Raw genomic sequence first — 20,888 nt, 5'->3', positions numbered from 1 at the left:
AAACTTGATGTCCAAGCGCAAGATCGTCCTCGCCTTCTCCGGCGGTCTCGACACCTCGTACGCCCTGGTCTCGCTGCGTGAGCAGGGCTGGGAGGTGCTCACCGCCAACATCGACACCGGTGGTCTGCACAGCGGTGAGGGTGACGTCGTGCGGGCCCGCGCGGAGGAGCTCGGCTCGGCGCAGCACTTCGTCATCGACGCCCGCGAGGAGCTGTACGCCCGCGTCGTCACGTACGCGGTCAAGGCGAACTATCTCCGCAACGGCGGCTACCCGTCCTGTGTCGGGGCGGAACGTCTCGTGCAGGCCGAGAAGGTCGTGCAGTGCGCGCTGGAGAACGGCGCCGACGCGGTCGCGCACGGTTCGACCGGTGCCGGCGCGGACCACGTGCGTTACGACTCGGTGATCCGCGCGCTCGCGCCGCACCTGGAGATCATCACCCCGATCCGCGACGAGCGGCTGACGCGGGAGTTCGAGCGGGACTTCCTGCGGCAGCACGGCTTCGAGACCAGTGACAAGGTCACCACGTACTCGATCAACGAGGGTCTGATCGGCACCTCCATCGGTGGCAAGGAGACCTACGGCTCGTGGGACTACCTGCCCGAGGACGCGTGGGAGAGCACCAAGGCGATCAAGGACGCGCCCGAAGACGGCGTCGAGCTGATTCTGGCCTTCGAGAAGGGTGAGGTCACCTCGGCCACGACCCTCGACGGCACCCCGATCGACGGCACCGGCCCGGACGCCCCGAACTACGCGATCCTGCGGTCGCTCAACGTCCTCGCCGCCGAGCACGGTGTCGGCCGCGGCATCCACATGGGCTCGACCATGGTCGGCAACCTCGCCCGGGTGGGCTTCGAGGCCCCCGGCATGCTCACCCTGATCGCCGCGCACCGCGAGCTCGAACGCCTCACCCTGAGCAACCGCCAGCAGGCGACCAAACTCCAGCTCGGCAACACGTACGGCGACCTGCTGCACGAAGCGGTCTACTACGACCCGATCCTGGACGACTTCCGCGCGTTCCTGGACTCGAGCCAGACCCGGGTGACCGGCGAGGTGCGCGTACGCCTGCAGAAGGGCAACATCGTCGCCCTCGGCAGCCGCAGCCCGTACAGCCTGCTCGACGCCGCCACGCGCCAGGGTGTCGTCTACGGCTACGGTTCTTCGCTGTGGAGCGGCGAGGAAGCCCGCGCGTTCGCCCACATGTACGCGATCCCGGGTGCCATCGCTCGCAACGCCGGCCTGGCCGAGCAGCCGAAGCCCTGAGACTTCCTGCCTTTTTTGAGATTCGACCTTGAGGAGTGAGCACGTGCCGGAGACCGAAGGTCCGACCAGGCTGTGGGGTGGCCGTTTCACCGGTGGACCGGCGGACGCCCTGGCCCGCCTGAGCGTGAGCGTGCACTTCGACTGGCGCCTGGCGCCGTACGACATCGCCGCGTCGCGGGCCCACGCCCGCGTCCTGGCCGGCGCCGGCCTGCTGGACGCCGACGAGCTCGGTCAGATGCTGGCCGCCCTCGACGACCTCGAGTCGGCCTGCGCGGCGGGGGAGTTCCGCCCGACCGTCGAGGACGAGGACGTCCACACCGCCCTCGAACGCGGCCTGCTGGAACGTCTCGGCGGTCTCGGCGGCAAGCTGCGCGCCGGCCGGTCCCGCAACGACCAGGTCGCCACCGACCTGCGCATGTACCTGCGCGACCACGCCCGCGGTGTGGCCGCCGCGGTGGTCGAGCTGGCTGACGCCCTCATGGAACAGGCCGGCCGCCACATCGACACCCCGGCGCCGGGCCTGACCCACGTGCAGCACGCCCAGCCGGTCAGCTTCGGCCACTGGCTGCTGGCCCACGTCCAGCCCCTGCTCCGCGACCTGGACCGCCTCCGCGACTGGGACGAACGCACCGCGATCTCCCCGCTCGGCTCGGGCGCGCTGGCCGGCTCGTCCCTGCCGCTCGACCCGGGCGCGGTCGCCAAGGAACTGGGCTTCAAGGCCCCGGCCCAGAACTCGATGGACGCGGTCTCCGACCGTGACTTCGTCGCCGAGTTCCTCTTCATCACCAGCCTGATCGGCGTGCACCTGTCCCGCCTCGGCGAGGAAGTCGTCCTCTGGACCTCCCAGGAGTTCGGCTGGGTGATCCTCGACGACGCGTTCGCCACCGGCTCGTCGATCATGCCGCAGAAGAAGAACGCCGACATCGCCGAACTCGCCCGCGGCAAGGCGGGCCGGCTCATCGGCGGCCTGGTCGCGGTCCTGACGATGCTCAAGGGCCTGCCCCTGACCTACGACCGCGACATGCAGGAGGACAAGGAACCCGCCTTCGACGCGATCGACACCCTCCAGCTCCTGCTGCCCGCCCTCGCCGGCATGATCTCCACGATGACGGTCCGCGTCGACCGCCTCGCGGCGGCGGCCCCGGTCGGCTTCTCCCTGGCCACCGAGGTCGCGGACTGGCTCGTCCGCAAGCACGTCCCCTTCCGTGACGCCCACGAGATCACCGGTCGTCTGGTGGCCCTGTGCGCGGCCCGCGAATGCGAACTCGAGGACGTCTCGGACGAAGACCTGAAAACGGTCAGCGAACACCTCGACCCGGCGGTCCGCCAGGTGCTCAGCGTCAAGTCGGCGCTCGCGGCCCGGACGACGGCCGGCTCGACCGGCCCGGGCCCGGTGGCCGACCAGCTCCAGACCGCCTCGGACAAACTCGACGGCTGGCGCGAATGGTCCATCGAACCGGTCGTCCCCCGCTAGATCATTTTCCTTGCGAGGCGTCGTCCATTCCGGACGGCGCCTCGTTTCCTTCGGTACGCAAGACTTGTCGCCCGGTCGTGGTTGTCCGATAACCGACGGTCATCATCGCGCCTTTACAGTGGCCTCCGGTCAATCCTGGGGAGTCGCTGGTGCGCGTAGTTTCAGTCATGAATTACAAGGGCGGCGTCGGGAAGACCACGCTGACAGCCAATCTCGCCGCGGAGATCGCCAACCGCGGTCACCGGGTGCTGATGATCGACCTGGACCCGCAGACGAACCTCACCTTCTCGTTCTTCACCGTCGAGGAATGGAACGCCGACCTTCGGAACACGCGCACCATCCAACGCTGGTACGACGGTGAGATGCCCGGGCGGGACATCCCGCTGGAGCAGCTGGTCCTGACGCCGGAGCGGGTCAACGCCAAGGTCAAGGAGAATGCCGGGCAGCTCGACCTCATCTCGTCGCACCTGGGTCTCATCAACATCGACCTGCAGCTGGCGGCCAAGTTGGGGGCCACGACGCTCGGCGAGTCGAAGCGCAAGTTCCTCCAGGTGCACGGCTGTCTGGCCGCGGCTCTGAAGTCCCCGGCCTTCGCCGATTACGACCTCGTGCTGATCGACTGCCCACCCAATTTTGGGCTGGTCACCAAGACGGCGATCGTAGCGAGCGAATACATCCTGGTCCCGGCCAAGGCCGACTACCTGTCTACCTTGGGCATCGGCTATCTGCGGCACAGCGTGGACAAGCTGGTCACCGACTACAACGACTACCTAGGGCACGGTTCCGTTGGTGAGGCCGGTGGAAAACGCATCGAACCAAAATTCGCCGGAGTCGTCTTTACGATGACCCAGATTCACGCCGGGCAACCGATCAACACACAGCGGATGCAGATCGAGAACACCAGGGCGCTCGGAGACATGCCGGTTTTCCGGGCGTCCGTCCGCAACAGCCCGCGCTATTTTGCCGAAGCAGGTCCTGACGGAGTCCCGCCGGTCCTGGTCGGCGCCATTGACGATCCGGTGAGCCGGGAGTTGCGCGCGCTGTCGGACGAATTCGTCGAGGCGATCGCCGGCGGAAAGCACCGGTCTTGAGCGCCGACCTGCTCGGCCTGCTCAGGCTGACCCACCACGTGACGGGGTTCCTCATCCGCCTCACTCCCGGCCAGCTCAGCGGCATCGCCGAGGGCCGGGTCCAGCTGAGCCTCGCCGAGGCCGCGACCCCGACGTCTCTACCCACACAGCGGGATGTCACCACGTCGAGAACCGAGCCCGCCGCAACCAGCGCGCCCCCGGCCCCGATGCCACAAGCTGCCCCCGTCGCGCCTGCCGGCAGCGAAGGAACGCGGGCGGCGCCGACCGCGCCTGGCGGCAGCGAGGGGCCGCGGGCGGTGCCGGCCGCGCCTGGCGGCAGTGAGGGGACGCGGGCGGTGCCCGTTGCTCCTGGCGGCAGTGAGGGGACGCAGGTGGTGCCCGTTGCTCCTGGCGGCAGCGAAGGAACGCAGGTGGTGCCCGTCGCGCCTGGCGGTAGTGAGGGGACGCGCGCGGTGCCCGTTGCTACTGGCGGCAGCGAAGGAACGCAGGTGGTGCCCGTCGCTCCTGGCGGCAGCGAAGGGACGCGGGTTCCGCCTGTCGCCGGGGTCCGCGGCAGGGGGACGCGGGTTGCGCCGGTCCCCGGCGAGGAGATCGACTATGCCGGGATCGCGGCCAAGGTTCGCGAGCAGGAGACGGTCGACGACGGTATCGCCTGTCTCGAAGGGCTGAAGCTTCGTGGCAAGAAGCCACTCAAGAGTGACCTCATCGCCATCGCGAAGGAGCTCGGCTTGACACTGCCGGCGAGCGTCACCCTGGCCGACGCGAAGCGCAAGTTGCTGCACCACGCGATCGGCAACCGCCGGAAGTACGACGGTCTCAGGCCCTGACGCTCTCCTCTGCGGGCTGGGTCTCGCTCGGCGTCTCCGGGGCGGGGCGGGTGACCCGGCGCCAGATCGCCAGGCCGATGGCGGCCAGCAGGGCAGCCCCGGTGATCGCGCCGACGGCCGGTGTGGGGACGTCGAGGAGTTTGAGGGCGCTGGCCAGCAGGACGATCACCAGGGCGGCGCGGACGATGCCACCCGGGGCGCGGGAGGAGATGCGGGCGCCGAGCAGGACGCCGGGGATCGAGCCGAGCAGGACCGCGCCCGCGATGTCGAGTTTGAGGTCGCCGAAGAGGGCGTGGCCGATCGCGGCCGAGATCACCAGGGGGATTGCCTGGATCAGGTCGGTGCCGACGAGGTCGTTGGCGCGCAGTTTCGGGTAGAGCGCGAGCAGCGCGACGATGATCAGGGAGCCGGAGCCGACCGAGGTCATGCCCACGATCACGCCGCCGCCGATGCCGACCAGCAGCGTCGGGATCGGGCGCACCACGATCGGTTCGGCCGGGCCGTCGCTGCTCTGGCGGCGGGTGACCCAGGCCTTGAGCAGCATGCCGCCGGCCGCGAGCAGCAGGGCGACGCCGAGGGCCACCTTGATCGTGTGCTGGACGGTCTCGTCGTCGCCGAGCAGGCGCAGCAGCAGGACCCCCAGGAAGGCGCTCGGGATGCTGCCCGCGCAGAGCCAGCCGACGAGGCGCCAGTTGACCGTGCCGCGGCGGGCGTGGACCCAGCCGCCGAACGGTTTCATGACCGCGCTGGCGGCCAGATCGCTGGAGACGGCGGCCACCGGCGGGATCCCGAAGAACAGGACCAGGATGGGTGTCATCAGGGCGCCGCCGCCCATGCCGGTGAGTCCGACCACGATGCCGACGCCGAGTCCGGCGAGCGCCAGGGTGAGATCCATCGGTCGAGTGTCGGCCAGAATCCCCTCTTTGTCTACTAACTTGGTTGACTTAGTGGTGTTTTCCCAGCCAGCGGATTCGGGGCCGCTCACCGGGCCGCTGAGCGCCTCGTTGCGGAAGTGTTACGCCTTGACTACGGGAATGTTAGCGATAACACTGCGAGATACGTGTCGATAGATACGACGGGGTGTCGATCGAGGAGGTCTCGGTATGAGCAGCCTGCCCCGCCAGTCGACGCGCGACAGCAGCCGGCGGTCCGGAAGCCCGATCCGGGCCGTCCCCGACGCGGTCAGCAGCGCCCGCATCGAGCTGCGCCAGCTGCGCTACCTGGTGACGCTCGCCGAGGAGCTGCACTTCGGCCGGGCCGCTGCCCGCGAGCACATCGTGCCCTCGGCGCTCAGCGCCCAGGTCCAGCGTCTCGAGCGCGCCGTCGGCGTTCTGCTGGTCGACCGCACCACCCGGCACGTCGCGCTGACCCCCGCCGGTGCCCGTTTCCTCATCGAGGCCCGCCAGATCCTCGAGCACGTCGACCGCGCGGCCTTCCTCGCCCAGGGCATGGCCCTGGCGGCGCCGACCCTCCGCGTCGGCGTCCTCGACGAGGGCTACGACGCCGTACGCCCGGTGCTGCGCGCGGTGCAGGCCCGCCACCCCGAGCTGGAGATCCACCAGGTGCTGGCCGGTGTCCCCGAGCAGTGCCGCCTGCTCGCCGACGGCCGCCTCGACGTCGGCATCGGCCGCCTGCCGGGCACCGCACCGGAGATCGCCGCCGAGATGTTCCGCCTCGACCCGCTCGGTGTCCTGATCCCCGACGAGCACCCGCTCGCCCGCCTGCCGCACATCCCGGTGTCCGCGCTGCGCGACGAGACCCTGCTGCTGGCCGACGAGGAACAGGCCCCGGAGTTCAACGCCTTCGTCGCCGAGGTGTGCCGGTCCGCCGGCTTCTTCCCGAAACTCTTCTCCGGCAGCGTCCAGACCCTGCGCGCGGCGGTCGACCTGGTGGTCCAGGGACGCTGCGTCCTCTGCACCTCCGCCTCCACCGCGGGCATCTCCCACGGCACGGACCTGACGTGGCGCCCGCTCGGCCCCTCGGTTCCCCGTTACCCCTGGTCCATCCTGTGGCGAGCCCAGGACCCTTCCCGGTACGCCGTCGCCCTCGTCCACACGGCCCGCGAACTCTCCGCCGAACGCGGCTGGCGCGAAGCCGCCGGCGAACGCGCCAGCTGATCCCGCCACGCGCTTGCCCCGACCGATCCGGCCGCGCGCTTGCCCCGACCGATCCCGCCGTGCGCGTGCACCGACCAATCCCGCCGCGCTTGCGCCGACCAATCCCGCTGCGCGAGCGCGCGTGCTGAGCCGGCCCGCGGGCGAGGCAGGCTGGCGACGTGTCGGTCGTTCCGGGCTTCAGGATTTCCGGGCGCGCCCGTGCACGAGCGCGACGACGTGATCGAGCCCGCGTGGTTCCAGCGGTGACGCGACCTGCGGCAGCACGAGCGCCGCGATGCCGGCGACGACCGCACCCCCGTCCCCGGCCGGGTGGTCTCCCACCATCACCGTCTCGGCCGGGTCGGCCCGCAGCGCGTGCAGCGCCGCCTTCCAGATAGCCGGGTCCGGTTTCACGAAGCCCACCTCGTACGACAGCACAAAAGCGTCGACGAACCCGTCGAGCCCGTTGCGGGTGAACGCCGGCCGCAGATCGCAGCCGATGTTGCTCACGACGCCGATGCGTACGCCCAGGGTTTTGAGGGTCTTGAAGGTCGAGGCGACGTCGGCGTAGGGCGCGAGGCTCGTCATGTGGGTCGCGGCGAGCGCGGCCGCGAAGTCCGGCGTCACACCGGGGATGCCGGTGAGCACGACCGAGATGGCCGCGTCGTAGACCGACGGGTCGAGGTCCCGGGCGAGGTGGGCCGGATCGGTCGCTGTTGTCCGCAGGCGATCCATGTACGCCGCGCTGATGGCCGCGGGTTCACCGTCGGCGACCGGCCGCCCGATCGCTTGCGCGGCACCGCGTACCCAGGTGTCGGGGTCGCCGGCGAAGAGCGTCCAGGCGAAGTCGAAGAGCACACAGGTCAGCGGTGGCGGCGGCATGTGCGCCACCGTAACCACCGGCCACCAATGCCCACTGTGGAGGATGGCCGCTCAGGCAGTGGCGGACAGCTTGCGGCAGCGGTCGGTCAGGGAGTCGATCCGGGTGGTGAGGGCGGCCGGGGCTGCGCCGTCGGCGAGTTCGGTGAGCAGGCCGGTGTAGTCGGCTGTCAGCTTGCGGTACTGCCGGTCGAACTTGCGGCTGCGGCGGCCCTGGGCGTAGCGCTGGTCGAGGTCGATGATTCCTTGCGCCAGGACGGTTGCGGCGGCGCCCACCTCGGTGCGCGCGTCGGTCGCGGCCTGGCGGTTCTCGGCTGCGGCTGCGGCGAGGCGGCCGGCGCGGCGCCCGCCGAGGTAGAGGATCAGCGAGCCGAGCAGGACAGCAAGAATCGCGGCGGCCGCGATCAGGTAGCGGGGCAGTGACGGGCTGATCGTCCGGGCGCCGTCCGGGACAACACCGGCTTTGACCAGGCCGTCGTAGTTGACCGCCACCACCTTGAGTGCCTCGACGGGCCGGTCGGCGAAGCCGTCGACGCCGGAGGCGATCGTCGTCTCGGCCACGGCGGCCTTGCCGAAGTTCTCGTCGTCGACACCGGGCAGCAGGGCGCAGCCGTAGTTGTCGAACTCGTCGTCCTGGCGGCTGAGGACCAGCACCAGTGTGCCCTTCGCGGCCTGGCGGACGGCGTCGCAGCCCTGGCGCAGGTCCTCGGTGCCGGGTTCGAGCATGACCACGACCAGGCGGCGGTTGCCGATGACACGTTCCGCGGCGGCCTGGTCGAGGCCGACGCCGGGTGCGGCGTAGACGGACGACGAGCGGACCTGCCGGGCGATGGGGCCGTCGAGGATGCCGCCGGACCACAGCGCCCAGCCCGCCAGGATCAGGCATCCGACCACCGCGAGGCCGAACGGGGTCACGCGCCGCTTCATGCGAGCCTCTTCAGGTAGTCGGCGGGCCGGAAACCGTCGAACGGCATCAGCCGGGCGGCCTCGTCGAGCTCGGACTCGGCGTCGTCGAGCAACTCGCGGACGTGCTGGTCGGGCAGGCCTTCACCGAGCGCGTCGCGGGCAGCCACGAGTTTGGTGATGCCCCGGGTGACACCGGGTTCGTCGGTCAGTGCGGACATCTCCACCGCGAGCCCGGTGAGACCGGCCAGCCGCGCAGGGGTGCTGACCGGGCCCGGCTCCGGGCGGCGACCGCGGGCGGAACGCACCGACAGCACGAGGAACACCGCAACGCAGGCGGCGAAGAGCCACGGCAGCACGGGCAGGGAGACCCGCAGCGGGTCGAGCGGCCGGTACGGCAGAGGGCGGTCGAACAGCCCGGAGTAGCGCACGTCGGCGACGCGGTTCAGCCACGCGGCCAGCACGTTGCGCTGCGGATACGCCGACCGGCTCAGCAGATCACCGAAGCGCCCGTAGTAGCTGGCGGCGGTCAGCTCGGCAAAATCGGCCGCCTCGGGACCGTCGTACTCGATCCACGACCCGTACATCACCACGATGGGCGTACCGGGGAAGGTGGCGGCGAGGGCGGGCCCGTACCGGGGGAGGGGTTGACCGGGTTTTTGCTGGGGGAACGCGACGTAGAGGGCGTTGCCGGACGGGAAGGCCGCGGTCCCGGCCTCGGCGGGGATGCCGGTGAGCGTGGCGCCCTCGGCGAGGTGCATCTTGGTGCGGCGCAGGTCGGCGACCACCGTCGCGAGCTCGGCGGCGGTCGGGTCGCGGCGGGTCACGGTGTCGACATCCGCGGGCTCGGGCTGGTCCTGGTCGGCGGCGAGCAGCGTGAGCAGCAGGCTCGTCACGTCACCGGTGGCGAACTGCGCCCGCCAGCTCGTGATCGTGCTGCCGGACGCCTGGTAGAGGCCGCCGCTCACTTCGGTGCCGACGATGCGGATCGTCGCGTTCTCGACGTCGTGGACGCGGGCCCGCTCGGCCTTGTCCAGACCGGGTGGCGCGACCAGGATGCGCTGCGCCGGTGCGGCCGCACGAACCTTGGCCTCGTCCCAGAAGGCGATCGACCCCGGCAGGCGGACCACGTCCCGGGCTGCGACCAGCGCGGTCATCTCCTCGACGGACGGCACGGTGACCGCGGCCGGTTCCCCGGCGGACGGCTCGTCGATCTTGGTCGAGGTCGACGGCGACCGGCCGTAGCTCACGTCGACGCTCTGGCGCTGGGCCACCAGGAAGATCACCAGGATGCCCACGGCCACGGCCAGCGCGACCCAGCGGACCCATTCGGGAACGGTCCGGTCAGCCACGAGCGGCCTCCCGCCACAGCCTGTCGGCCTGCCGCGCGCACTCGGCGGCGGTCCGCGCCGCGGCGCTCCCGCCACGCCCGGCGACGATCAGTTCGGCCCGGCTCAGCAACTGCTCCGCCTCGGTCACCGTGACGGGACAGGCGTCGCGGCTCACGCTCGCTGTCCCGATCGCGGCCCGTGCCCCGGACCATCCCGTACGCCGGGAGAGCGCGCCCGCCCGCAGCCGCGGCACCACCACAGCGGCAAACCCGGCGGCGACCAGCACCCCGGCGCCGACCGCCCACACCACCCAGGACAACGACAAAACAGCAGCTCCGTACGCGTTCGAGGGGTCACCGGCCACTCGATTCTGCCCGATCGGATCAAACCGTGCGCGGGTGTGCTGTACTCCCGGACACCAGACATCGGGCGATGTGGATCGGGGAGGGTCACGATGACGCGGATCGTGGTGGTCGGGGACGTCGGCGGCTGCGTGACGCACCTCGCCGAGGCGATGGCCGGTGTGGTCGAGGACGAGGACACCGTGGTCGTGCAGGTCGGGGATCTGGTCGACCGCGGACCCGACAGCACGGGTGTGCTGCGGTTCGTCGCCGAGCGGCTCGCCACCGCGCCGCGCCGGTGGATTCAGCTCATCGGCAACCACGAGGAGCAGTACCTCGACGGGGAAGTGTTCTGGCCCGAACCGATCAGCGACGAGGACACGCAGCTGCTGCGTTCGTGGTGGTTGCGCGACCGGATCCGGGTGGCCGCCGCGCTGCGGACCGCCGATGGTGAGGAGTTTCTGCTGACCCATGCGGCCCTGACCGTCGACGCCTGGAACGAGCTGGGTGCGCCGGTGACCGCGGGCACGGCGGCGGACCTGCTCAACACGCGACCCGAGGAGCTGCTCCGCGACGAGCGCGGGCCGCTCTGGGCCGAGGCCGGTTCCGACGTGTACGAGTCGTGGCTGCGCGCCGGGGTGCCGCCACCGTTCGGTCAGGTGCACGGTCATTCGACGATCGTCGACTTCCCCACGCGTACCTGGAGGTGTGGTGAACGGATCCGGCAGCGATCCACCGTGGACTGGGACGCCCGGCACACGGTGACGCGGATCGGTGGCGCCCGGTTCATCGGGTGCGATCCGAGACACGGCCGGACGGGGGCGCCGCGGTGGTCTCCGCTGGTGTTCGAGGGTGCGACGTTGCTGGGTTGACGCGGTCGGCGCGCTCGGCCAGTTCGTCGAGCAGCAGCAGGTCGGCGCGGGCCTGACCGGCGCGGTAGCCCGCCCGGCCGATCATGTGGGCGGCCACCGGTGCGGTGCCGAGCTGGAACACTGCGACCAGCAGCAGCGTCGTGGTGTCGACCGTGTCGCGCAGCCGCAGGCCGCAGCCGAGCAGCACGAGCAGCAGCCCGAGCACCTGCGGTTTGGTGGCCGCGTGCATCCGCGACAGCAGGTCCGGGAAGCGCACCAGGGCGACCCCGGCGGCCAGGCTCAGCAGAGCGCCCGCCACCAGGCAGACAGCGGCGATGACGTCGAGCGCGGCAGTCACGGCGACTCCCGGTCGAGCGCCGGCTGCCGGTCGAGCGCCGGCTGCCGGTCGAGCGCCGGCTGCCGGTCGAGCGCCGGCTCCCGGTCGGGCGGTGACACCCGGTCGAGCGGGGGATCCGGGGAAGGGTGACCGGCGGCCTTGCGGGTGGCGAAGCGGGCGACGCTTACCGAGCCCGTGAACCCGAGGATGGAGAGCACCGCCAGGATCGGCAGGGCCGTCGCGTCGCGGGTGATGGCGGCCACGCAGGCGATGGCCACGACGACAATGGCGAGCAGGACGTCGGTGGCCACGATCCGGTCCAGCGTCGACGGTCCGCGGATCACCCGGACCATGGTCAGGGCCGTCCCGGCGGCCAGCAGGACGGTGATGACGGCGGCTACGGCGGTCATGCGGCGAGGTCCTTCCGTGAGATCCGGTCCCGGTCGGCGGTGGAGCCGAGGGCGTGGACGATGCGGGCCTCCAGGTCGAGGACGCTCTGCCGGAAGCCGTCGGCCTCGCTGCTGTCGCGCATCCCCAGGACGTGGACGTAGAGCACGCCCTGCTCGCGGTCGACCTCGACGATGAGGCTGCCGGGCACCAGCGACAGGGCCTCGGCGGTCAGGGTCAGGGTGATGTCGGACGGCGCCCGGAGCCGGACGGCGATGACGGCGCTGCGCGGCACGTGACCGAAGCGGAACGCCAGCAGCGCGATCTGGATGCTGGCCGCGACCAGGTCCACCAGGAACTTCCCGGCGAACCGCAGCACCCCCACCAGGTTGATCCGGCCGGCCACGGTGACCTGCGGCAACGGGAAGACGGTCAGGATCACCGCGGCGACCAGCAGCCCACCGGCGATGGTGATCGGGGTCGGGCGGCCCCACAGCAGGACCCAGATGACGGTCAGGCCTCCTGCGGCGACCAGGCGGTCGCGCCACTTCTGCCACCGTGTGCTCATGGCCCCTCCGGGAAGACGGCGTGGACATATCCGCTGCGTTCGAGCAGGTAGCCCGCGGCCTGGTCGCTGATGTCGAACAGCGGCCCGGCCACGACGGTCAGGCCCACACCCAGCACGACCAGCGCCAGCGTCGGCGCGACCATCAGCCGGGGTAGCAGAGCGCGCGAGGCCTCCGGCAGGGCCGGGTTCGGGCCGCGCCAGAACGCGAGGTTCCAGACGCGGGCGATCGCGTACAGCGTGAGCAGGCTGGTCAGGACACCACCGGCGACCAGGGACCAGGCGAGCGGGCCGCCGTCGTCGGCGCCGGCCTGCAGCAGGCCGATCTTGCCGATGAAACCGGAGAACGGCGGGATCCCGGCCAGGTTCAGCGCCGGTACGAAGAAGAGCCCCGCGAGCAGCGGCGACAGCCGTGCCAGCCCGCCCAGGCGTTCGAGACCGGTGCTGCCACCCCGGCGTTCGATCAACCCCGCGGTGAGGAACAGCGTCGTCTGGATGGTGATGTGGTGCACGACGTAGAAGATCGCGCTGGCCAGCCCGAGACGGGTGGACAGCCCGACACCGAAGAGCAGATAACCGATGTGGCTGATCAGGGTGAACGACAGCAGCCGTTTGATGTCGGACTGGGCGACCGCACCGAGGATGCCGATCACCATGGTCAGCAACGCGGCGACCATCAGCAGATTGGCAGCCCGTCCGCCCGGGAAGAGCAGCGTCTCGGTACGGATGATCGCGTACACGCCGATCTTGGTGAGCAGACCGGCGAAGACGGCCGTGACCGGTGCCGGGGCGGTGGGATAGCTGTCGGGCAGCCACGCCGACAGCGGGAAGACCGCCGCCTTGATGCCGAACGCGAGCAGCAGCATGCCCTGCAGCATCAGCCGCAGGCTGTCGGGCAGCGCGTCGAGACGGCCGACGAGCTGGGCCAGGTTGAGGGTGCCGGTCGCGGCGTAGACCAGCCCGATGGCGGTCAGGAAGATCAGGGACGAGACCAGGCTGACCACCACGTACGTCGTACCGGCCCGGATCCTGTTCTCGGTCCCGCCCAGGGTGAGCAGCACGTAGCTGGCCACCAGCAGGATCTCGAAGCCGACGTAGAGGTTGAACAGGTCGCCGGCCAGGAACGCGTTGGTGACACCGGCGGTCAGGATCAGGTACGTCGGGTGGTAGATCGAGAGCGGTGTCTCCTCGTTGCCGTCGGCCATGCCCTGGCCGATCGAGTAGACGAGCACGCAGACCGTGACCGCCGACGAGACCACCAGCATCAACGCGGCGAGCTGATCGGCGACCAGCACGATGCCCAGCGGCGCGACCCAGCCGCCGACCGCCACCACCAGCGGACCGTCCATCGTGGAGAGAACGAGCAGCGCGATCGACACGAGGAGCGTGCCGGTCAGGACGGTGAGGCTCACGGTGCGCTGGGCGCGCGGCTTGCCGGCCATCATCAGCGTCAGGGCCGCGCCGATCAGCGGCATCACCACCGGTAGCGGGACGAGGAAGGTCATCGGGGAGCACCGGCCTCGGTGTCGTCGGTGCCGGGGCCCTCGTCCTGCTCGGCGAGCCGCATGATGCGGCGGTCCTCGACGTCGTCCTGCACCTCGTCGTGGCCGGTCAGCGCCCAGCTGCGATAGGCCAGGGCGAGCAGGAACGCGGTCATGCCCAGGGTGATGACGATGGCCGTGAGGATCATGATCTGCGGCAGCGGGTCACTCATCTCGGCGTCGGGTGTCGCGCCGACGATCGGGGCGCCGCCCGCCTTGCCGCCGAGCAGGATCAGCAGGTTGGCGCCGTTGCCGAGCAGGATCACCCCCATCACGATCCGGGTGAGACTGCGTTCGAGCAGAAGCGACACCCCCGTGGCGAAGAGCACGCCGACGACGATCACGTACAACAGATTCGGTGTCATGCTGTGCCCTCCTTTGGCATGCCCTTCTGGCCCTCGCCGTCACGGCCGTCGCCGGCTCGCGGTGGGCGAGGCTCGGTGCAGGCGGTCATGCCGGCTCCCTTTCGTGTTGTCGGTCTAGTTCGGAACCGAGGCTGCGCAGGATCTCCAGGACCAGGGCGACGACGATGAGGTAGACGCCGACGTCGAAGAAGACCGAGGTCGCGAGGTGGAGGTCGCCGAGCAGGGGCAGGTGGACGTCGAGCAGGGCGCTCTGCAGCACCTCGCCGCCGAAGAACATCGCGACCACCCCGCTGCCGACGGCGACGAGCAGCCCCGAGCCGAGCACCAGCCCGGCGTCGACGGGGGCGGCCGCGTTCAGCTCGCGGCGACCGCCGGCCAGGTAGCGGACGGTCAGGGCCAGACCGGCGACCAGGCCACCGGCGAAGCCGCCACCGATCGCGTTGTGCCCCGAGAACAGCAGGTAGACGGAGAACAGCAGCACGGTGTGGAACATCAGCCGTGTCACCACCTGCAGGATGATCGACTGCCGCCGGGCCTCCGGCGTGTCACCGGCGGCGAGCCAGCCGGCCGATTCCCCGGCCGGGTGACGCCCGGTGCCCTGCTCGGCGCTGCGGCGTTCCAGGGCACCGGTACGCCGGAAGATCAGGCTGGCCACCCCGGTCGCGGCGACCACCAGGACGGAGATCTCGCCCATGGTGTCCCAGGCGCGGATGTCGACCAGCGCCACGTTGACGATGTTGGTGCCGCCGCCGTAGGAGACCGCGAGGTCCGGGAACTCCGTCGAGATCGGCACCGCCTGGCGGCCGCCGACCGCCGCGTACGCCATCGCGGCGGTGACGGTGCCGACCGCGAGGGCCAGGGCACCGCGCACCCGGCGGGTGAACGCCAGCGGCCGCGCGGAGAACTCCTCGGGCAGCCGCCGCAGTACGAGCACGAACATCACGATGGTGACGGTCTCGACGAGGAACTGGGTCAGCGCCAGGTCGGGTGCGCCGTGCAGCACGAACAGCACGGCGATGCCGTACCCGGAGACGCCGACCAGGACCATCGCGGTCAGCCGGCGCCGGGACCGGGCGGCGAAGAGCGCGGCGACGATGACGGCGATCCCGGCGACGGCCTGCGCGGGGGAGTCCCACAGCCGCACGCCCACCGGCCACGGCGTGCCGGCGAGCAGGGTGGCGCCGCCGAGGATCACCATCACGACGAGGATCACGCCGACGTAGAACGGCAGCGAACCCCGCTGGGTCGCACCGGTCACCTCGACCGCCAGCCGGTCGACGCCGGCCATCACGCGGGTGTAGGCCGAGCCGCGCCGGGCCGGTGTCACGGCCCGGTTGCGCAGCAGCAGGAAGATCACGGTGCCGGCGGCCAGCGCCACGGCGGTCAGCAGCAGCGGCAGACCGGGCCCGTGCCACAGCGCCAGGTGGTACGGGTACGCGGGAGCGGCGTACTCGTCCGCGTACCCGGTGATCAGGCGGTCGACGACCGGGGCGGCGAGTCCGGCGGCGAGCCCGGCCCCGGCGAGCAGCGCGGCGGGGGTGACAAAGGCCCAGCCGGGCGGTGCCGCCTTGACCGCCTCGATCCCGGGCTTGTTCGCGAACGCACCCCACAGGAAACGCAGGCTGTAGGCGACCGTCAGCGCCGAGCCGGCGACCAGCACGGTCAGCACGAGCGGCTCGCCGGTGAAGGCCGCGAAGATCGCTTCCTTGCCGACAAACCCGGCCAGCGGCGGCACCCCGGCCATCGACGCCGCCGCCAGCGCCGCGGTCACCGCCAGGACGGGCATCCGGGTGCCGAGCCCGCTGAGCTCCCGCAGGTCACGGGTCCCGGCTGTGTGGTCGATGATGCCGACGACGAGGAACAGCGCCGCCTTGAACAGCGCGTGCGCGAGCAGCATCGCCGTCCCGGCCAGCGCGGCGTTGCGGTTGCCCGCCCCGAACACCACCGCGAGCAGCCCGAGCTGGCTGACCGTCCCGTACGCGAGCAGCAGCTTCAGGTCGTGCTGCCGCAGCGCCGCCCACGCCCCCGAGATCAGCGTGATCAGACCGCCGATCACCAGCATCGGGCGCCACGGCAGGTCGGTGGCGAACGCCGGGCCCAGCACCGCGATCAGGAAGATCCCGGCCTTGACCATCGACGCGGCGTGCAGATAGGCCGACACCGGTGTGGGCGCGGTCATCGCGGCGGGCAGCCAGAAGCCGAACGGGAAGATCGCCGACTTCGACAGCGCGCCGAGCAGGATCAGCGCGAGCGCCGTCCCGAGGTAACCGGCCGACGGCGGCGGCGCGGCCATGATCTCCGACAGCCGGTACGTGCCGGCGTGCTGGCCGAGCATCACGAAGCCGACCAGCATCGCCAGCCCGCCGACGGTGGTGACCAGCAGGGCCTGCATCGCCGCGCGCCGGCTCGGCCCGTGCTCCGGGTCGTTGCCGATCAACAGGTACGAAAAGACGGTGGTGAGCTCCCAGAAGACGTAGAGCACCACGAGGTCGTCGGCGAGCACGAGCCCGGCCATCGCCCCCGCGAACGCCAGGAACACCGCGGCAAAACGCCCCAGCCCCCGGTCGTCGCGGGCGAAGTACCGGGCGCTGTACGCGAGCACGACCGCACCGATGCCGCCGACGAGCACGACCATCAGCCAGGGCAGGGTCGTCAGCCGCAGGGCGACCTCGGCCCCGAGCTGCGGCACCCACGGATAACGTTCGGTCGGCGGGCGCCCGTCGAGCACTCGCGAGGTCTGGGCCAGGGCCCAGAGGCAGGCGGCGGCCGGTACGAGGGCCAGGGCGTACAGGGCCGGACGGCCGGCACGTCGCACCAGAACAGGCGCCAGCACCGCCGCCAGGGCATGCGTCATCAACAGAACGAGCACTCCGTCCCCTTTCGGCGGATGGCTCAGGTGGTGATCGGTGTCAGGGTTCGATGAGTCCGGCGCGGATCGCGTACCGGGTCAGCTCCAGCCGGTCGCGCAGGCCGAGTTTCTGCAGGATGTTGGACCGGTGCCGCTCGACGGTCTTGTGGCTGATGTAGAGCAGCTCGGCGATCTCGCGGGTCGAGTGGCCCTCGGCGACCAGCTTGAGGACCTCTTCCTCGCGGTCGGTGACCGCCCGGGCCGGGATGTCGCCACCGGCCCGCGCCCGGTCGAGGTAGTCGCGCACCAGCGCCGTCTCCGCGGCGGGGTAGAGGAACGGTTCGTCGCGCATCGCCGCGTGACAGGCCTCGACGAGGTCACGGTCGGCGGCCGACTTCAGCACGTACCCGGCCGCGCCGACCCGCAGCGCCTCGAAGAAGTACTGCTCGTTGTCGTACATGGTCAGAAAGAGGATCCGCAGCGCGGGCAGCCGGCGGTTGAGCTCGCGGGCCGCCTGCAGGCCCGTCATCCGGGGCATCGCGATGTCGAGGATCGCCAGGTCGGGAGGGTCGGCGCGGGCCAGCTCGACCGCCTCGGCGCCGTCGGCGGCCTCGCCGATCACGGTGAGGTCGCTCTCCTGGTCGAGGATCAGGCGCACACCGCGGCGCACCAGGGCGTGGTCGTCCGCGAGCAGGATCCGGGTGGGCGCGGTCATCGGGTCACCCGCAGGCTCACGTCGGTGCCACCCTCGGGCCCGGGAGCCACCGTCAGCGCAGCGCCGATGAGCAGCGCCCGCTCGCGCATGCCGTGGATGCCGGCGCCCTCGGAGGCGGTGCCCACACCCCGGCCGTCGTCGCGGATGCGCAGCTCGACCCCGTCACCCTCGCGGCGCAGGATCAGCGCCGCGTGCCGGGCGTCGGCGTGGCGGGCCACGTTGGTCAGGCCCTCCTGGGCGACGCGGTAGAGCACGAGCTCGACATCCTCGCTGAGAGTGGGCAGGTCGGGGCCGATCTGGCGCTGCACGGCCAGGCCGGCGGTGGAGAACTCCGTGGTCAGCGCGCGCAGCGCACTGGTCAGCCCGAGCTCCTCCAGGACACCGGGACGCAACCGCCGGGCGATGCGCCGGATCTCGTCCAGGCTGTTGCGGGTGGTCTCCTGCACCTGGCGCAGCTGGTCGCGGACCGGCGGGGGCGACTGGTCGGCGACCCGTTTGAGCTCCAGCAGCACGGCGGTCAGGGTCTGGCCGATCTCGTCGTGCAGCTCCTGAGCGACCCGCTTGCGCTCGGCCTCCTGCGCCGACAGGGCCCGGGCGGCGCTGGTGGCGCGCTCGGTCTCGAGCCGGTCGAGCATGGCGTTGAAGGCCCGGATCAGCGCGGCGATGCCCGCACGACCGGTCACCGGCAGCCGGGTGCCGGGCTTGAGCAGGTCGATCGTGGTCATCGTGCGGGTCAGCCGGGCGAGCGGGGCGAGGCCGATGCGCAGCAGCACGGCGTTGGCGACGAGCATCGCGGCCAGACCGCCGATCAGCACGACCGCCTCGGTCAGCACCACAGGGGTGGACACAGTGACGGGTCCGAGCAGCAGCCCCACCGTCGCGACGGCCAGCACGGCCGCGTTCAGTGAGAAGATCCGCCAGAACAGTGTCACCCGGGTGCCCCTCCTACCTTCGTGGTCTTGTGCCTACCAGCCTGACGAGCCGCGGGCGCCCTGTCCATCCGTGCTGACACCCACTCGTGAGAAGCACAAATGGGTGCCGGCCCGGATGGTCGACGGCCCGCGGGCGGGTCAGCCTGGAGACAGCAGCAGGCACCACCAGCCGGAGAGGGAGACGATGACCATCGAGCGCACGGCCCTGCCGGGTGTCGGCATCAGCCATTCCGTGACGACCGCCGCACAGCAGCGGCTCGGCGTCGTCAGCCATCTCAGCGGGCGCCGGGATCTGGTCGTCTACGACACCGAGGACCCGGAGCAGGCCGCCCGGACGGTGACGCTGGAGGACCACGAGGCCCACCAGCTGGCCGGCCTGCTGGCCGGGACCGTCACCGTCGACCACGTCGGCGAGCTCGAGCGGCTCATCGCCGGCATCTCCGCCGTGCGCCTGCGGATCCCGGCCGGCTCGGCCTACGACGGGGTCGCGCTGCGCGAGACCCGCGCCCGGACGCACACCGGCGTCTCCGTCGTCGCGGTGGAACGCGACGACGAGGTCATCCCGGCGCCGGATCCCGGGTTTGTGCTGCGCCACGGCGACACCGTGGTCGCCGTCGGCGACGACCCGGGCATCGTCGCGCTGACGGCCCTGATCGCCGCCGTCAGCTGATCCTGATCATGTTCCAGGACAGGGCGGGCAGCACGACCTGCAGACGCCCGCCGTCGACCTTCGGGTCGTCGAGGCTGCGCGGGGTCACACGGTCCGGCTCCTGGACCGTGTTGACCGCGTCGGGGTCGTCGTCGGCGATCACCGTGTGCGCGGCCTGCGACAGCGCCGGCAGTGCGCGCAGGTCGACGTCCAGGGTCATCGGCTCGGTCTGCGAGCGGTTGACCGCGAACACCACCACACCGGCGTCGGACTGCACCGCCACCGCGTCCAGCAGCGGCACCTCGCCGTGGCGGGCGGTCTCGTGCATGGGGGCGGTGATCGCGGGCTGCAGCACCGTGCCGCGGCCGTAACGGGTCGTCAGCGCGTACGGGTGGAAGGACGCCTGACGCCACGCCGCGCCGCCGGGCTCGGTCATGATCGTGGCGATGACGTTGACCAGCTGGGCCTGGCAGCCGATCTTCACGCGGTCGGCGTGGCGCAGCAGGCTGATCAGCAGATTGCCGACCACAACCGCGTCGGTGACCGAGTAGACGTCCTCGATCAGGTGCGGCGCCTCCTCGATCTCGAGGTTGGTCTCGCCGGCAAAACGGCTCTGGTACCAGACGTTCCACTCGTCGAACGAGATGTTGATCTTCTTGCTGTGCCGGCCGACCGCGCGGACGTGGTCGGCGGTGGCGACGACCTCGTCGATGAAATGGTCCATGTCGGTCGCGCAGGCCAGGAAGCTGTCGCGGTCGTCGCCGTGCTGCTGGTAGTAGCCGTGCATCGAGACGTAGTCGACCGCGTCGTAGGTCTCGCCGAGCACGGTCGCCTCCCAGCTGCCGAACGTCGGCATCTGGCGCCCCGAACTGCCGCACGCGACCAGCTCGATCGACGGGTCGACCTGGCGCATCGCCTTGGCCGTCTCGAGGGCCAGCCGGGCGTACTCGGTGGCGGTCTTGTGGCCGATCTGCCAGGGCCCGTCCAGCTCGTTGCCCAGACACCAGGTCTTGATCCCGTACGGGTCACCGCCGCGCAGATCCGACCAGTAGGTGCCGCCGGGCAGGTTGCAGTACTCGACCAGTGACCGGGCCGCGTCGATGCCCCGGGTGCCCAGGTTGACCGCCATCATCGGTTCCACACCGACGGTCCGGGCCCACGTCATGAACTCGCCGATCCCGACGTGGTTGGTCTCCAGCGACCGCCAGGCCAGATCCAGGCGTGTCGGCCGCTCACCGACCGGCCCGATGCCGTCCTCCCACCGGTACCCGGAGACGAAGTTCCCCCCGGGGTACCGCACGATCGGCGCACCGAGCTCGCGGACCAGTTCGGCGGTGTCACGGCGGAAACCGTTTTCGTCCGCGGTCGGATGACCCGGCTCGTAGATGCCGGTGTAGACGCACCGGCCCATGTGCTCGACGAACGAGCCGTAGAGCCGCGGGTCGACCTCACCCACCCGGAACGCGGGGTCGACGGTCATGGAGGAGACAAGCAT

21 protein-coding genes are annotated in these 20,888 nt (G+C 71.1%); 7 read left to right on the top strand and 14 right to left on the bottom strand.

All coding sequences use genetic code 11. From position 1 onward, the window contains the following. Nucleotides 1-7 precede the first annotated feature (7 nt). The 4 genes from argG (at nucleotide 8) to AFR_RS30345 (ending at nucleotide 4,653) form a co-directional block, all read left to right on the top strand. Nucleotides 8-1,261 (top strand): argininosuccinate synthase, encoded by a 1,254-nt coding sequence (gene argG, locus AFR_RS30360; protein ID WP_023560639.1) that lies wholly within the window; start codon nucleotides 8-10, stop codon nucleotides 1,259-1,261. Between the two features lie 43 nt (nucleotides 1,262-1,304). Then, a complete protein-coding gene (gene argH, locus AFR_RS30355; RefSeq protein WP_023560638.1) occupies nucleotides 1,305-2,735 on the top strand; it encodes an argininosuccinate lyase in 1,431 nt (476 codons plus the stop codon). A 167-nt stretch (nucleotides 2,736-2,902) separates the two neighbouring features. Continuing rightward, entirely contained in the window at nucleotides 2,903-3,826 is a 924-nt protein-coding gene (locus AFR_RS30350) for a ParA family protein (RefSeq protein WP_023560637.1), read from the top strand. Further along, nucleotides 3,823-4,653, top strand: coding sequence for a hypothetical protein (locus tag AFR_RS30345; protein ID WP_041841258.1), 831 nt, complete (start codon nucleotides 3,823-3,825; stop codon nucleotides 4,651-4,653). The genes AFR_RS30350 and AFR_RS30345 overlap by 4 nt, the downstream gene beginning before the upstream one ends. On the opposite strand, the gene AFR_RS30340 is transcribed toward AFR_RS30345, so the two are convergent. Further along, the gene (locus AFR_RS30340; RefSeq protein WP_023560635.1) at nucleotides 4,643-5,548 is read right to left on the bottom strand and encodes a sulfite exporter TauE/SafE family protein; all 906 of its coding nucleotides are present in this window, start codon (nucleotides 5,546-5,548) and stop codon (nucleotides 4,643-4,645) included. The two genes, AFR_RS30345 and AFR_RS30340, sit on opposite strands and share 11 nt — an antisense overlap. 208 nt (nucleotides 5,549-5,756) lie before the next feature. On the opposite strand from AFR_RS30340, the gene AFR_RS44135 reads away from it, so the two are divergent. Next, nucleotides 5,757-6,770 carry a LysR family transcriptional regulator gene (locus AFR_RS44135; RefSeq protein ID WP_023560634.1) on the top strand — a complete coding sequence of 338 codons (1,014 nt, stop codon included), beginning with the start codon at nucleotides 5,757-5,759 and terminating at the stop codon, nucleotides 6,768-6,770. A 177-nt stretch (nucleotides 6,771-6,947) separates the two neighbouring features. Here the strand turns inward: AFR_RS44135 and AFR_RS30330 are convergent, their stop codons facing one another. The 4 genes from AFR_RS30330 to AFR_RS30315 are packed head-to-tail and all read right to left on the bottom strand — an operon-like array spanning nucleotide 6,948 to nucleotide 10,226. Continuing rightward, nucleotides 6,948-7,631, bottom strand: coding sequence for an HAD family hydrolase (locus tag AFR_RS30330; RefSeq protein WP_023560633.1), 684 nt, complete (start codon nucleotides 7,629-7,631; stop codon nucleotides 6,948-6,950). 51 nt (nucleotides 7,632-7,682) lie between these two features. After that, nucleotides 7,683-8,555: a hypothetical protein gene (locus AFR_RS30325; RefSeq protein ID WP_023560632.1), complete on the bottom strand. Its 873-nt coding sequence runs from the start codon at nucleotides 8,553-8,555 to the stop codon at nucleotides 7,683-7,685. Further along, complete coding sequence (locus AFR_RS30320; protein ID WP_023560631.1) at nucleotides 8,552-9,883, bottom strand: hypothetical protein; 1,332 nt, start codon at nucleotides 9,881-9,883, stop codon at nucleotides 8,552-8,554. The genes AFR_RS30325 and AFR_RS30320 overlap by 4 nt, the downstream gene beginning before the upstream one ends. Next, nucleotides 9,876-10,226, bottom strand: coding sequence for a DUF6403 family protein (locus AFR_RS30315; RefSeq protein ID WP_238547154.1), 351 nt, complete (start codon nucleotides 10,224-10,226; stop codon nucleotides 9,876-9,878). Before AFR_RS30315 ends, AFR_RS30320 begins: the two co-directional genes overlap by 8 nt. Before the next feature lie 90 nt (nucleotides 10,227-10,316). Between AFR_RS30315 and AFR_RS30310 the strand changes: the two genes are divergently transcribed. Further along, on the top strand, nucleotides 10,317-11,075 hold the full coding sequence (locus tag AFR_RS30310) for a metallophosphoesterase (protein WP_023560629.1): 759 nt from the start codon (nucleotides 10,317-10,319) through the stop codon (nucleotides 11,073-11,075). Here the strand turns inward: AFR_RS30310 and mnhG are convergent. The 8 genes from mnhG to AFR_RS30270 all read right to left on the bottom strand — a co-directional run bounded on the left by mnhG (nucleotide 10,990) and on the right by AFR_RS30270 (nucleotide 18,744). Continuing rightward, nucleotides 10,990-11,412 (bottom strand): monovalent cation/H(+) antiporter subunit G, encoded by a 423-nt coding sequence (gene mnhG / locus AFR_RS30305; protein ID WP_023560628.1) that lies wholly within the window; start codon nucleotides 11,410-11,412, stop codon nucleotides 10,990-10,992. The genes AFR_RS30310 and mnhG overlap by 86 nt on opposite strands. Then, on the bottom strand, nucleotides 11,409-11,801 hold the full coding sequence (locus AFR_RS48630; protein ID WP_023560627.1) for an MrpF/PhaF family protein: 393 nt from the start codon (nucleotides 11,799-11,801) through the stop codon (nucleotides 11,409-11,411). The genes mnhG and AFR_RS48630 overlap by 4 nt, the downstream gene beginning before the upstream one ends. Further along, a complete protein-coding gene (locus AFR_RS30295; RefSeq protein ID WP_023560626.1) occupies nucleotides 11,798-12,346 on the bottom strand; it encodes a Na+/H+ antiporter subunit E in 549 nt (182 codons plus the stop codon). Before AFR_RS30295 ends, AFR_RS48630 begins: the two co-directional genes overlap by 4 nt. Next, the gene (locus AFR_RS30290; RefSeq protein ID WP_023560625.1) at nucleotides 12,343-13,848 is read right to left on the bottom strand and encodes a Na+/H+ antiporter subunit D; all 1,506 of its coding nucleotides are present in this window, start codon (nucleotides 13,846-13,848) and stop codon (nucleotides 12,343-12,345) included. The genes AFR_RS30295 and AFR_RS30290 overlap by 4 nt, the downstream gene beginning before the upstream one ends. Beyond that, a complete protein-coding gene (locus AFR_RS30285) occupies nucleotides 13,845-14,249 on the bottom strand; it encodes a Na(+)/H(+) antiporter subunit C (protein WP_023560624.1) in 405 nt (134 codons plus the stop codon). Before AFR_RS30285 ends, AFR_RS30290 begins: the two co-directional genes overlap by 4 nt. 85 nt (nucleotides 14,250-14,334) lie before the next feature. Next, complete coding sequence (locus tag AFR_RS30280; RefSeq protein WP_023560623.1) at nucleotides 14,335-17,118, bottom strand: Na+/H+ antiporter subunit A; 2,784 nt, start codon at nucleotides 17,116-17,118, stop codon at nucleotides 14,335-14,337. 40 nt (nucleotides 17,119-17,158) lie between these two features. Further along, nucleotides 17,159-17,812, bottom strand: a complete 654-nt coding sequence (locus tag AFR_RS30275; protein ID WP_023560622.1) for a response regulator — start codon at nucleotides 17,810-17,812, stop codon at nucleotides 17,159-17,161. Further along, nucleotides 17,809-18,744 carry a HAMP domain-containing sensor histidine kinase gene (locus AFR_RS30270; protein WP_023560621.1) on the bottom strand — a complete coding sequence of 312 codons (936 nt, stop codon included), beginning with the start codon at nucleotides 18,742-18,744 and terminating at the stop codon, nucleotides 17,809-17,811. The genes AFR_RS30275 and AFR_RS30270 overlap by 4 nt, the downstream gene beginning before the upstream one ends. A 70-nt stretch (nucleotides 18,745-18,814) precedes the next feature. Here AFR_RS30270 and AFR_RS30265 point away from each other — a divergent pair, with 70 nt between their 5' ends. Further along, complete coding sequence (locus AFR_RS30265; RefSeq protein ID WP_148308114.1) at nucleotides 18,815-19,414, top strand: cation:proton antiporter regulatory subunit; 600 nt, start codon at nucleotides 18,815-18,817, stop codon at nucleotides 19,412-19,414. Here AFR_RS30265 and arfA read toward each other — a convergent pair. Then, entirely contained in the window at nucleotides 19,407-20,888 is a 1,482-nt protein-coding gene (arfA, locus tag AFR_RS30260; RefSeq protein ID WP_041841257.1) for an arabinosylfuranosidase ArfA, read from the bottom strand. The genes AFR_RS30265 and arfA overlap by 8 nt on opposite strands.

This window comes from Amorphoplanes friuliensis DSM 7358, from assembly GCF_000494755.1.
GTDB classification, from domain to species: domain Bacteria; phylum Actinomycetota; class Actinomycetes; order Mycobacteriales; family Micromonosporaceae; genus Actinoplanes; species Actinoplanes friuliensis.
The sequence above is the reverse complement of the archived record's forward strand: the minus strand, read 5'-3'. Positions and strand labels throughout refer to the sequence as shown.